This window comes from Rossellomorea sedimentorum, from assembly GCF_046237645.1.
Classification (GTDB): domain Bacteria; phylum Bacillota; class Bacilli; order Bacillales; family Bacillaceae_B; genus Rossellomorea; species Rossellomorea sedimentorum.
Map to the genome: position 1 here is coordinate 239936 of NZ_CP143546.1, position 13056 is coordinate 252991.

Annotated in this window: 12 protein-coding genes; 8 read left to right on the top strand and 4 right to left on the bottom strand. The window is 45.1% G+C overall.

Annotated features, from left to right (window positions below; genetic code table 11):
- Positions 1 to 59 precede the first annotated feature (59 nt).
- A complete protein-coding gene (mgtE, locus tag V1502_RS01260) occupies positions 60 to 1418 on the bottom strand; it encodes a magnesium transporter (RefSeq protein ID WP_409252609.1) in 1359 nt (452 codons plus the stop codon).
- 185 nt (positions 1419 to 1603) lie between these two features.
- On the opposite strand from mgtE, the gene V1502_RS01265 reads away from it, so the two are divergent.
- Positions 1604 to 2350: a hypothetical protein gene (locus V1502_RS01265; protein WP_409252610.1), complete on the top strand. Its 747-nt coding sequence runs from the start codon at positions 1604 to 1606 to the stop codon at positions 2348 to 2350.
- Positions 2351 to 2511: 161 nt separating this feature from the next.
- Here the strand turns inward: V1502_RS01265 and V1502_RS01270 are convergent, their stop codons facing one another.
- Positions 2512 to 3081, bottom strand: a complete 570-nt coding sequence (locus V1502_RS01270) for a GNAT family N-acetyltransferase (protein WP_409252611.1) — start codon at positions 3079 to 3081, stop codon at positions 2512 to 2514.
- 150 nt (positions 3082 to 3231) lie between these two features.
- On the opposite strand from V1502_RS01270, the gene V1502_RS01275 reads away from it, so the two are divergent.
- The 3 genes from V1502_RS01275 (at position 3232) to V1502_RS01285 (ending at position 4922) form a co-directional block, all read left to right on the top strand.
- The gene (locus tag V1502_RS01275; RefSeq protein ID WP_409252612.1) at positions 3232 to 3612 is read left to right on the top strand and encodes a VOC family protein; all 381 of its coding nucleotides are present in this window, start codon (positions 3232 to 3234) and stop codon (positions 3610 to 3612) included.
- A 186-nt stretch (positions 3613 to 3798) separates the two neighbouring features.
- The gene (locus V1502_RS01280) at positions 3799 to 4644 is read left to right on the top strand and encodes a protein-glutamine gamma-glutamyltransferase (RefSeq protein ID WP_409252613.1); all 846 of its coding nucleotides are present in this window, start codon (positions 3799 to 3801) and stop codon (positions 4642 to 4644) included.
- A 131-nt stretch (positions 4645 to 4775) separates the two neighbouring features.
- Positions 4776 to 4922, top strand: a complete 147-nt coding sequence (locus V1502_RS01285) for a YjcZ family sporulation protein (RefSeq protein WP_409254263.1) — start codon at positions 4776 to 4778, stop codon at positions 4920 to 4922.
- 481 nt (positions 4923 to 5403) lie between these two features.
- Here V1502_RS01285 and V1502_RS01290 read toward each other — a convergent pair whose 3' ends face one another.
- On the bottom strand, positions 5404 to 6660 hold the full coding sequence (locus V1502_RS01290; RefSeq protein ID WP_409252614.1) for an MFS transporter: 1257 nt from the start codon (positions 6658 to 6660) through the stop codon (positions 5404 to 5406).
- A gap of 376 nt (positions 6661 to 7036) precedes the next feature.
- Between V1502_RS01290 and V1502_RS01295 the strand changes: the two genes are divergently transcribed.
- The 4 genes from V1502_RS01295 (at position 7037) to V1502_RS01310 (ending at position 12309) form a co-directional block, all read left to right on the top strand.
- Positions 7037 to 8506 (top strand): SulP family inorganic anion transporter, encoded by a 1470-nt coding sequence (locus tag V1502_RS01295; RefSeq protein ID WP_409252615.1) that lies wholly within the window; start codon positions 7037 to 7039, stop codon positions 8504 to 8506.
- A gap of 362 nt (positions 8507 to 8868) precedes the next feature.
- A complete protein-coding gene (locus V1502_RS01300) occupies positions 8869 to 9285 on the top strand; it encodes a universal stress protein (RefSeq protein WP_409252616.1) in 417 nt (138 codons plus the stop codon).
- Between the two features lie 447 nt (positions 9286 to 9732).
- Positions 9733 to 10809, top strand: a complete 1077-nt coding sequence (locus V1502_RS01305) for a D-alanine--D-alanine ligase (protein WP_409252617.1) — start codon at positions 9733 to 9735, stop codon at positions 10807 to 10809.
- A gap of 123 nt (positions 10810 to 10932) precedes the next feature.
- On the top strand, positions 10933 to 12309 hold the full coding sequence (locus tag V1502_RS01310; RefSeq protein WP_409252618.1) for a UDP-N-acetylmuramoyl-tripeptide--D-alanyl-D-alanine ligase: 1377 nt from the start codon (positions 10933 to 10935) through the stop codon (positions 12307 to 12309).
- Positions 12310 to 12387: 78 nt separating this feature from the next.
- Here V1502_RS01310 and V1502_RS01315 read toward each other — a convergent pair whose 3' ends face one another.
- Positions 12388 to 13044 carry an HAD family hydrolase gene (locus tag V1502_RS01315; RefSeq protein ID WP_409252619.1) on the bottom strand — a complete coding sequence of 219 codons (657 nt, stop codon included), beginning with the start codon at positions 13042 to 13044 and terminating at the stop codon, positions 12388 to 12390.
- Between the last annotated feature and the right edge of the window lie 12 nt (positions 13045 to 13056).

The window sequence follows — 13056 nt, forward strand, 5'->3', positions numbered from 1 at the left end:
CATTCCCCCAATTCACCGTAATTAGTCTTATATGGCGGATTTATTCTGGAAGGTGGTCCCTACATTAAAGACCGGATGAAAAATGAAGCCAGGCCGAAGTATATGAGCAGCGATAAAATGTCATTGATGGTGGTGATCAATGGTCCTGAAGCTACAGCGGGATCGACGTTGAACTTATATAGAATCAAGGGTATCACTGTGCCGGCCATTGTCCCGATGATCAGTGTCAGCAGAAGGGAAATCCCTACTACAAAACCGAGGATGATGCTTCCCTGCCACACATAAGCGATGGCTGCTATCAAGACCGCACAGGTAACTCCGATGATCAGCGCGACTCCGAATTCCCTTCCGACAAGCCTCATGACTGTCTTTGTGTCGATATCCCTGGAGGCCAGGCCGCGAACGACGACTGCCAGGGATTGGGTGCCGGTATTACCGGTCATCCCGGCGATCATGGGCATAAAAAAAGCAAGCGCAACGGCTTTGGATAAAGTCTCCTCAAAAGAAGAAATGATGCTCCCGGATACAAGGCCGATGAATAGCAGTAAAATCAGCCAAGGAAGCCGTCTGTATGCAGCCACATGGGATTTTGTATCAAAATCGATCGCCTTACCGGATGCGGACAGTTTTTCGATATCTTCATTGGCTTCCTGGATGACAACATCAATTATGTCATCGAACGTGATGATGCCTTTCAGCACGCCCTCATCGTCAATAACAGGAATGGCAAGGAAATCATACCGCTCAATCAGCCTTGCCGCTTCCTCCTGGTCCGTTTCCAAGCCCGTCGAGATGACCCGCGTATACATGACATCTTTGATCATATGCTCTGCATCGGCGAGAAGCAGGTCACGGTAAGAGACAACACCGACCAGTTTGCGATTTTCGTCGACCACGTATAAATAATTGATAGTTTCAGCAAACTCTGCGAACGACTTCAGTTTTTCGACCGCTTCTCTTACAGAATAATCATTCCTGATCCAGACAAAGCGGTTCGTCATCAAACGGCCGGCGGTTTCCGGCGGGTAATTCATCATGTCCTGTACAATCGAGGATTCCTCTCGGGTCATGCCGGCGAGGAATGATTGAATCCGTTCGTGCGACATGTTATCCAGCAATGAAGCAATATCATCGTTATCCATGTCATCAAGTACCTTGCCGGATCGTTCTTTTCCTACTTTTTGAAGGGCAGAAATCTGTGCGTCAGGAGCAAGTTCCTGAATCATATCCGCCAGAACGGGTATGGATAATTGGAGGAGGAAACGGGATTGGTGTTTCTCTGGCAGGTCGGAATAAATCAAGGCCATGTCATATGGCTGTAATTCTTCCATGATATGTTGAAGTTCTTTTTTCTTTCCCTCTTTGAGTGCTTTGATCGTACGCAGTGTCAGCTGGTCCTGCGGCAGTGCTTTATACATCATCCGGCCTCCTTTGTTGGAGAAATCATTTTTATTATCATCAACACACGGACTTAATAAAATGTAATGAGAATAAAATATTATTTTCGTCAAAATTTGATAAAATTAACGTTATGGACTCGGATTCCAGAATAAGGGATGTGGTACAACTGAAACAGAACGGCAATTTTAAGGACGTCATTTATGTGCATCAAAATGAAGCTTTGAAATATGTGATGTCTTACGGGTTGGAGTTTCGTGATTTTTCCAAAAACCTGCCGCAGCCTCTCAATCATTTGTTGATGATCAAGCATCAGTTTGATCACGGCTCCTTCAATATGAATACGATGATGGAGTATACAAACAAGAAAGAGGTCAGCAAATTAGCGGAGGATGATATATACAGTTACGGAGATTTTTGCTGGATTGATTTTGAAGAGGTGGACGGGCTCGATCAGTTGAGCGGACAGGAATTAGCTGAAATTCTCTATATGGGTCATACAAAACAAAGCCTGAATTCCCCTTTTTATTCTAAACTGAATAACCGCTTCGTCTACCTTGCCCATGACGACGGCTGGTTCAACAAAACGTATTACCGCTATACAGACGATTTTTACAGTATGCTTGGGAGCACCATCTCTGCCAAACTTCTACAGCAAAAAGGGGACAAGCCGCTTAAGCGCCTCCTTCCAGGCCAAAAAGTCACCAATCTCCCCCCGATTCCAAAGGAAGTCATGTATTCATTGAAGGAAAAGATTAAAGAGGGAGTAGCCATCTCGATCGAGAAAGCGATCAAAGGCAGGGGGAGTATCAAGGTGCCCCTATGGGTGATGGGCGATTATATGAATATGGATACAATGTACGACGATTACAGAGCCCGCTCAGCCAATCAGCCATATGGATACCTCGTCTTCGACCGAAAAACCAAAGAGTGGGGACTCTATATCAACTAAAAGAACCCGATCAAGCACACAGGCTTGATCGGGTTCTTTTTGAGGGTGTGAGCACTTTAGTCCTTTAAAGCACGAAGAGGGACTGTCCCTCTTCGTGCTTTAAAGCGGTAAAGGCTCTGTTCGCCCAACAACAAAAAACAGGACGAGCAGAGCTCATCCTGTCATTTTACAAAATCCGGTTTCTTTTCTTCCCATTCCTCCCTGAGAATGCCCATCCGGATCGAATCGTAATATTCACCGTTGTGATAACGGCATTTCCTCATTCGGCCTTCCAGAATCATGCCTACTTTCTCCGCCGCTTTCATCATGCGCTCGTTTCCTGACCAGGTGGTAATGCCGACACGTGGAATATCAAGCGTTTGGAAAAGGTGTTCCACCCAAAGAGCCAGTGCTTCTGTACCGTATCCGCCATTCCAAAATTCCGGGCGGTAGATCCCGATACCGGCCTCAAGCCATTTGGTATCTTGATTCTCCCAATAGTAAGTGACGGTCCCGATGATGATATCATCGACAATAATCGCCATTCTCTGATTGTCGCGGCCTTCTTTGATTTTTCTCGTCGTTCCTTTTATATAAGATTTATAGTTGGGTCTGCTATGCGGAAAGTAAGGGGCATCCCAGTTTTTCCATTCGGGAAGAGTATCGTCTTCACCGTAAATCAGTTTGAACAGTTCCGGCAGGTCTTCAGGCTCGACCTTACGAAGTGTTACTTTTAGTCCTGTAATGGTCATTCTATCGCTCCTATATCTATCGTCAGAATATTTCATCTTAATCTATTTAACCATACTCGGCTGGTTACCAAAAGGAAAATACATTATTAAAAGGATTTCAGATAATATAAGCGAAATATGAAAAGAGGACAATCATAAGGATTATTTTAAGTGACAATAAAGTTAGGGTACATCATTCTATATGTCGAAGACCTGAAAAAGACCATTCATTTTTACAAAGATTTGCTGGGCCTTTCTATTAAAATGGAGGCGGGTACGTATATTGAACTCGAAACAGGCGGTACGACCCTTTCTTTCAATACAAGGGAATCCGGCAGGGAGATCACCGGGCTGCCCATTCCAAGCCAAAAGCAGAAAGAGCAGACGTTTGAACTCGGACTTGTCACAGAGGATGTAAAAGGGACTGTGGAAAAGTTAAGAGCGGAAGGAGTCCCCGTCCTGCTTGAACCGACAGAAAAGCCATGGGGACAGGTAGTGGCTTATGTTGAAGACCCTGATGGACACTATATTGAGATTTGTACGCCGCTGTAGCCGCGGGAACTGCGGGCTGAATCGCAGGAAATAGATTTTTCTCTATGGCGGAGACGAAACATCTGCCTATCAGGCCTGTATCCAAGCCATCTAGGATACAGGCTTTTTTCATCGTGTCTTCATTTTCAACCAGATTAATGAATACGAATAGTAGTAACAAATATTTTATTCGGGATGGGGAAGCTGATGATACAACTAGCGGGGAGGATTTTTGAGCAACTAGATTCTCTAAACCTGGGAAGGGTTGAAAAAGAAATCGCTGAAAAGATGTCTGTTGCGGAAATCGTCTATTCATATACTTCTTACAAGGATTTTTTGTTTGAATTGAAATACCGAAAAAATATGATTGAAAGTGCCAAACAGATGAGTGAAGGCAAAGCAGTGTTCACCACTTTTGCTTATGCCAGTTGCAATCCTGTCTACTGGACCCTAACAAGTGCAGGAGGATTCAGGCTTAAGCCCGATGTGAATCCGTCCGATGCGATTGAAGATATTTTCAGCAACAGCGCCCTGTATGCGTTTGAATGTGCGACAGCCTGTGTCATCATTTATTACCATGCGGTCCTGAATAGTATAGGTAAAGCTGAATTCGATTTCATTTTTCAGGATCTCTATTTATACAGCTGGCATACGGACCCCGATCTTGGGATTCACACCTTTTATGGAGAGCATATACTGCCAGGCGACGTCGTCTACTTTAATAACCCGGATTACAGTCCAGATAATCCCTGGTACCGCGGCGTCAATGCAGTAGTTATGGAAGATGGACGTTTCTTTGGCCATGGACTTGGCATCATGAGCGAGGGGGAGATCATTGAATTCCTTGATAAAATGAGGAAGGAAGGAAGCGGCCAACCCGCTTACCTGACAAGTTTGATCACGAGACTTTCCTTTAACAGTGCGGCTGGATATGGGGTTTCCCAATGGAGCAGGAAAATTAAGCAGCATATCGTCGCCCATCACAACAAAGATTCGATTTCATGTATAAGATATCGGCGTTATCTGTATAAAGGACTGAATACCCATAGATAGACTTTCACCCATTTTTAGGGCAGACGGGCTCACATCACGCATCAACAGAGTACTATAGTTAGTGATAAATATGCCCTAAAAGGAAGTGACAAGATATGTATGGAAATGTAAATGCAGCCCCTAATGTAAATATGGCGCCAACTGCTGTGTCTCCTGCCTACACTGCCCCAGGTTACGGATACTGTACTCCAGCCCGCGGTTATGGAGACTTTGTATTGATTGTCGTGTTGTTCATCCTGTTGATTATCGTAGGCGCATCGTTTGTTCCTAAGTGCTAATATAAATGGAAAAAATCCTGTGCAGTATTGCGCAGGATTTTTTTAGCTTGTAGACAAAGTCCAATCGGACACGTATACAAGCTTTTTTTGTTTAATTAATAAATAAGAGTTATTCACGTCTGTTTCCGTTTTATGATTAAATAGTTGATTTCCGCTACAGGCGCACGACTCCGCGGGGCGGGCGGTGAGCCTCCTCAGCTTCGCTTGCGGGGTCTCACCTGTCCCGCTAATCCCGCAGGAGGTCGTACACCTTCCGCTCCAATCAACTCTATGTGAACTAATTGATTTTTGAACAACCATTTTAAAATAAAACCATTTATATATGAGCAAGGGCCGTGTCCAGTTTGATATACAGGTCTCTTTTTTTCAAAACTAACAAACCCTAATTCAACTTAAAATTTGAATTGGAGCGAATCCATCTACAGCCAGCCCCTACTTGGTTATATGTCTTTCGGTGCTATACAGGGTGCTTGCGCTTTTTTTAAGAAGCTGTTTCCCTCTTCGGCTTTTTTGCCAGCAGTGAAAATATGATTCCTATCGCAGGAAGGATCAGGGTCAGCAGCAGAATTTCCGTATAACCATTGAACGTGTCATAAGCAAAACCGAATGGCAAAGGTCCGAAAGCCGAACCGAGCACCATTACTGTCGTAGCGGTTCCTTTGATCCTTCCTAATGCAGCCCTTCCATAATAATTGGGCCAGATATAGGAGAGGGCAATCCTTTCAAATCCCCCGCTGATTCCCCACAGCAGGCCGAAGACAATCGCGAGCCAAGGGGTTTTCGTCAAGAATAAAAACAGGATGAAAATGATCTCCCCGAGGAAGATCCCGGCAAGGACATAATTGACTTTTACCTTATCCAAAACCCGTCCGGCAAGCAGGGTAACCGGGAAACCGACAAGCGCCATAAGACTCAGGACAAGCGCGGCAGACCCGGCGGAAAGGTCGTTCCATTTGAAAATCGAGATAAGGTGAAAGGTAATGCCGGTGTTCACCAATGCCGGGATGCTCACGCAGAACAGGATCAGCCAGAAGGCTTTTGTCTTCAAGGCTTCCTGAAATGTCCAATTATCCTCCAGATCCTCTTCCTCTTCTTCATCCACATCTGGCCTCACTTGCCGGCCATCAGGGAGCAGACCGATATCTTCGGGTTTGTTCCGTACAAAAAAGAGGGCGAGTGGTGTAAAGATGACGAGAAGAAGAACCGCCCAGACAGTCCAAGTGAAGCTCCAGCCGTATTGGGAAACAAGCCAGGCATTGACTGGCGGAATCGCTGCAGAGCTTGCAAAACCTCCGATGGCCATGAAACTCAGAGCCTTACCGCGCTTTAAAATAAACCATTGTGGGACAAGCGTGTTCGGGATAAGTGTCAGTGAGCCCTGACCGAACAATCTGATCAGAAAAAATCCAAGGAAAAGCATCGCTATATTCGATACCATGCTGTTCAGCAAACAGGCAAGTGCAAGGCCAATCGATACAAAAGCGAGCATGCGTCTTTGTCCGAAACGATCGATGAACCACCCGACAAAAAACATACATAAACCCGACAGCAACGTTGCTGCGGAATAAATAGTAGAAACTTGTGACCGGCTCCAGCCAAAGTCAGCGATATACCTGTCTATAAATACTGAGACGGAATACGTTTGACCAGGTCCGGAAAAAAATACAGCCAGGCCTGAAATCGCTACAATGATCCATCCATAAAAAAACTTAGTATGTACAGGTGCATGTGAGCTCATTGTCTAACCTCCTTTCCATAGGATAGCAAAATTGCGGTTCGCACTTGTACAGATTTGACTTCGAAACAAAGACTTTTTTCTGAATAGTTAAACTTCCGCCCCTCCCGAATTTAGTAGAAAGTGGAGTTTTTAGAAGTAAAACGAAGGTTTATAGAGTATTTACTTGTAAAAAACGCTTACATAACCTCTTGTTAAGTTCCCGGATAGAAGGTATGATTACTCATGTTTTGGTCGGTGTCTTTTCTATGGGAAAAGAAATACTATTAAAAGAATGCCAGTTTCATATGATTTGCTGTTTGTCCGGAAATGAACACTGGACAATTACTTATAAATAGAACAAATCTGACGGAATGAGCATAGAAAGAGGTGCAAGTTATTGTTCAAAAATTTTAAAACTGAATGGTTTGGCAATGTGAGAGGAGATATCCTTTCAGGTATTGTCGTAGCTCTGGCTTTGATTCCGGAAGCAATCGCATTTTCCATCATCGCGGGTGTCGATCCTATGGTTGGATTGTATGCTTCTTTCTGTATAGCGGTTGTGATTGCTTTTGTCGGAGGCCGTCCTGCAATGATATCGGCAGCGACGGGGGCAATGGCTCTTGTCATGGTCACTTTGGTGAAGGACTATGGTCTTCAGTATCTGTTTGCAGCAACCATTTTGACCGGTGTGCTTCAAATTGTGTTTGGTGTGTTTAAACTCTCTAGGTTTATGAAGTTCATCCCGCGTTCCGTGATGGTAGGCTTCGTGAACGCATTGGCGATTTTGATTTTCATGGCACAGGTGCCTCACTTCCTGGGTGAAGGACCGCTTGTATACGCATTGATTGCAGGCGCGCTTGCGATTATTTACATTCTACCTAGGTTCACCAAAGTTGTTCCATCTCCGCTGATCGCCATTATTGCGATTTCCATGATCGTCATTTTCGGCGGCCTGGGTGTCAAAACCGTTGGAGACATGGGAGAATTGACAAGATCTCTTCCGGTATTCTTAGTTCCGGAAATACCTTTTAACTTAGAAACTTTGGCTATCATTTTCCCTTATTCTATTGCATTGGCGATGGTCGGACTTCTTGAGTCTTTACTGACTGCATCCATTGTAGATGACATGACAGATACAGCTAGTGACAAGAACCAGGAAAGCAAAGGACAGGGAATTGCAAACATCGTTGCTGGATTCTTCGGAGGTATGGCGGGCTGTGCGATGATCGGCCAGTCAGTCATCAATGTTAAATCCGGCGGCCGCGGACGCTTGTCTGCCTTTGTAGCCGGTGTATTCCTGATGTTCCTGATTCTCGTGCTTGGTGACCTGGTGGTGCAGATTCCAATGGCCGCACTTGTCGGTGTTATGATCATGGTCTCCATCGGTACGTTTGACTGGGGCTCATTAAAAGCCCTGAAAAAAACGCCGGTGACAGATTCACTCGTCATGATTGTCACAGTGGCGGTTGTCGTAGTCACTCATGACTTATCAAAAGGGGTATTCGCAGGAATCATCCTGAGTGCCTTGTTCTTCGCCGCTAAAATTTCAGAAGTGCATGTTCACTCATTCCTTGAGGAGCAAACAGGCAAACGGGTATACCAGATTACAGGACAAATTTTCTTTGCGTCTGTAACCGACTTGATTGCATCCATTGATTATAATGAAAATGCAGAAATGGTTGAAATCGATCTATCCAAAGCCCATATCTGGGATGATTCGGGTGTTAATGCCATAGACCGCATCGTACTGAAACTGAGAGAATCAGGGTCGGCGGTCACCTTGATAGGCTTGAACGAAGCAAGTTCCAACCTTATGGATAAATTGGCTGTTCATAACAAAGAAGGCGCCAAGCTTTCCGGCCATTAAGATAAAAAGACTGCTCTTCTCTGGAAGGGCAGTCTTTTTGTGATTGTTGCACTTTTAAAGTCATTATAGAAGGGCTAAAGGCCAATAGTAGATCAATTTTGGATGGAAAGTGTCTTGAGGAAAGGCTTCAAGGACATGAACGGGTGTCAAAAAAACCAAAAGTGCCTTGAAAAAGATCGAAAGGATGCAAATAGTGGTTATTAAAATAGACACTTTAAGAAAGTTTAGAATTTTTACAACTAAAACCGACAAAAAATCAGGATTGATGACGTATCATATAACAAAGTCAAAGGTGGTTAGTCCAAAGGGGCGCGGGATTATCACCTATTCATTTGTTAATAAAATCAAAATGAGGTGTAGTGATGAGAGCAATACTTTTGGCATCTGACGGATCTCAACATTCCAGCAAGGCGGCTGAGTATGTTGTGAACCTGTTGCATGGTAATAAAGAGTATAGACTGAAGGTAGTCCATGTTCTAGATTATGAAGCCTCCAAGCACGATGCCTGGATTGGAATGAACCCGTCTGCCAGGCTGAGAGAACGTGAAGAGAAGCTGAAACCGGTCTCCAGAGTGCTTGAAAAGGCGGGAATCTCTTATTCTGTCAATTTGACAAAAGGAGACCCGGCTGAAGAAATCATTGATTGCGCTAAGAAAGAAAAAATGGATATGATTGTAATCGGAAGCAGCGGCATAAATGCCATTCAGGGGCTTATGCTGGGGAGCGTGAGCCATAAAGTGGTTCAAAAAGCGGATAGACCTGTGCTGGTGGTGAAATGACCTTGTCCAGTGGCAGTCACCAACCGGAAAATGTCTTCAGTGTCGGGTGGAACCCGAGACCTTTAACGCGTTAACGCACTAAGAGGGACTGTCCCTCTTAGTGCGTTAACGCGTTAAAGGGTATAGGGTATAGGTCGATTCACATTCCCTCATAATAAGGATGTTTGATATGGCATCTGCAGTGGGTATATTTTACTTGCACAGGAAAAGAGGGTGCGGAACATTCTTCTGATACATAAAAATCATTTAGGCTGTTTTGCTATGAGGGTTACTTTATATAAAAACCTGCATAGGCTGTTAACATAGATTTGTAATCCCAAAGCCGTACTTTACGGAGAGAGCCTTAGAGCCGTAAGACTTAATTTGCTTTTCCTGCACAATCCTTCTTCCGCTTTTAAGCGAAAGTGATAAAATAGAAACATCTACTCACATTTGGAGGCTATACTTATGAAGACGAAAATTTGTTTACTATACGGCGGCAAGTCAGCGGAGCATAAAGTTTCACTGCAGACAGCCAAAGCTGTAATAGGTGCACTTGATAATAATAAATATGATATCTATCCAATCTATATTTCAGAAGAAGGCCAGTGGATCAAAGGACCTCAGCTACAAGGGCCTGTAGATGACGTTAAACAATTGGCATTCTCAGAGGGAGAAGCCATTGCCCCCAACGCGTTAAGCACGACGTTGAGCGTATCGGAAGGCGAGGACAGCACGTTTGATGTCATCCTGCCCCTTCTTCATGGACCGAATGGGGAAGACGGGACCGTACAGGGAATGCTTGAGCTGCTGAATCTTCCGTATGTCGGTAACGGTGTCCTGGCCTCGGCTGCAGGTATGGATAAAGTCATCATGAAAAATCTGTATGCGCAGGCCGGAATTCCACAGGTGAACTATGTGTGGTACCTGAAAAAAACATGGGAGAGCGATCCGGAAGCGGCTTACCTGGATGTTGAAAACGAGCTGGGCTACCCTTGTTTCGTTAAGCCGGCCAACCTGGGGTCTTCTGTCGGGATCAGCAAGGCAACGTCCCGTGAAGAACTTAGCCTTGCATTCAAAGAAGCTTTTCAGTTCGACCGCAAGATCATCATCGAACAAGGTGTCAAAGCAAGGGAGATCGAGCTTGGCGTTCTTGGAAATGATGAGCCGGAATGTTCTGTAGCAGGTGAAATTTTACCTAAGAAAGACTTCTACGACTATAAAGCCAAATACGAAGATGGAGACACTGCTTTGATCATTCCGGCTGAAATCCCGGGAGATTTGTACGAAGAAATGAAACGGATTGCTGTCGATTCATTTAAAGCACTGGATTGTTCAGGGCTTGTACGTGCAGACTTCTTCTTAACAGAGGACGGCAAGATTTATATGAATGAAGTGAATACGATGCCTGGATTCACTCCCTTCAGCATGTTCCCGCTCCTATGGAAGCACAGTGGAGTAGAATATCCTGAACTGATCGAGCGTCTGGTTCAGCTGGCACAGGAACGTCATGCCGAGAAGCAGAACATCAAACATACAATGTAAGACAGAAGGGGCTGACGGATGAAACTGGTCAGCTCTCTTCTTTTATACATACACAGAAGTAACAAAGTTAGATAAAGAGCCTATAATAATTGAAAATAGCCGAACTGAAAGGGAGATGTTGACATGATAACTAAATCCTTGGGCGAGTTAGCCAAGATGATCAATGTGGAAAATGATTTAACTGCATTTCAGGATGCAGCCATACAAGGGGTCTCGATTGACTCCAGAAAAATTGAAAAAGGAAACTTGTTCATCCCTTTCAAAGGGGAAAAGGTGGACGGCCATAAGTTTGTGGAAGGAGCGATCGAAAGCGGGGCAGCGGCGTCCCTTTGGGAAAAAGATGTTCCTAACCCTCCGGAAGGCCTGCCAATCATTATCGTGGATAACAGTCTCGAGGCATTACAGAACCTTGCGACAGCTTACCGCCATGAACTTGGAATCAAGGTTGTCGGCATTACAGGAAGCAACGGAAAAACCACCACGAAAGATATGGTCGCAAACCTTCTCAGCCTGAAATACAAAGTACAAAAGACGCAAGGGAATTTCAACAGCCACATCGGGCTCCCATTAACGATCCTAGCGCTCGAGAAAGGTACTGAGGTGGCGGTGCTGGAAATGGGCATGAGCGGATTTGGTGAAATTGAACAGCTTTCAAACATCGCCCTCCCGGATGCTGCGATTATCACCAATATCGGGGAGTCCCATCTTCAGGATCTTGGCTCAAGGGAAGGCATCGCCAAAGCAAAGATGGAAATCATCAGCGGCTTAAAGAAAGACGGTTTATTTGTATATTACGGTGAAGAGCCGCTTTTGAAAGAAAGAATTGATGAGAATTGGAAGTTCAAAGTAGAGACCTTTGGAAAAGGGCCGGATAACACATTATACCCGTTGGATGTAAAAACCACAGACTCTGGAAGTATATTCACGGTCAACGCAGAACCGGATACAGAAATCATGCTGCCGGTACTGGGGGAGCATAACGTGATGAATGCACTTGCTTCCATGCTGATAGCGAATGAGCTGGGTGTAGACTACAAGGAAATGCCGGAAGCCTTCCAACAGCTGAAGCTGACTCAAATGCGTATGGAATTGATGGAAGGAAAGCGTGGGGAGAAAATACTCAATGATGCCTATAATGCCAGTCCTACTTCCATGAGGGCGGCAATCAATCTTCTGTCAGGGCTGCAAGGTTACAGCAAGAAAATTCTTGTTGCCGGCGACATGCTTGAATTGGGACCGAATGAGGAGACCTACCACTATGAGGTTGGTCAGGAGGTCCAAAAAGGGAAGATCGATTTGGTGTTCACTTACGGTAATCTTGCCGAGCAGACCGCCAGAGGGGCAGCGGAAAATATCGGCGAGGAAAATGTTTTCAGTTACGATGACAAACAGCAGCTGACCGAGAAGCTGGAAAGCATCCTCGACGGAGACGAAATCATCTTGTTCAAAGCTTCCCGCGGAATGAAGCTGGAAGAAATCATAGAACAGCTTAAGAAGTAATATCTTTGGGGTTGTACCTGGCACAAACACGAATGGTGCCAGGTGCAGAAGCCCGCGCTGCCGTGCAATCCTATCTTTTTAGCTGGATAAAAAGCCCTGAAGCTCAAACAGTGAGGAAACAACGAGATCCGCATCAAGCTCATCCGGAATTGAATCTATTCCCGTCAGCCAGGCGGCTTTCATGCCTGATACCCGGGCAGCCTTGACATCATTCTCATAGTGGTCACCAACATACAGACATTCTGAAGGTGTGACGTTGAGTGCTTCCGCAGCTAGCGTGAAAATGTCCGGATCTGGTTTTTTTATCCCTGCTTCTTCAGAGATTATGATGCAGTCAAAGTACTTACGGATTCCAAGTGAATTGATTGTGTTATTTTGAACGCCTGTCTTCCCGTTTGTGATCATTCCTAGTTTATACCCGGCCGATCGCAAGGAAGAGAGGATATCAGAAGCACCTTCCATCACCCGGCAGTGCTGATGGAAACCAACCAGATAATCTTCAAGCAGTTCCTCCGGGGAAAGCGGCAGATTGAACTCATTTGCCAAGGAGGCGTACACCTGATCCTTCCAAACATACCCATTGCATTCCAACTCAATAAAACGGTCAATATAAGTGGTAGGAATGGCCGTGTGGTGAAGGCTGTTTAATCGCTGGTGCTGCGCTTGCAAAAACTGAATGACCGAGGCATCTCTGTCATGCAGGGTCCGATCCAAGTCAAATAGAATGGCTTTCATGGTAAAACCTCC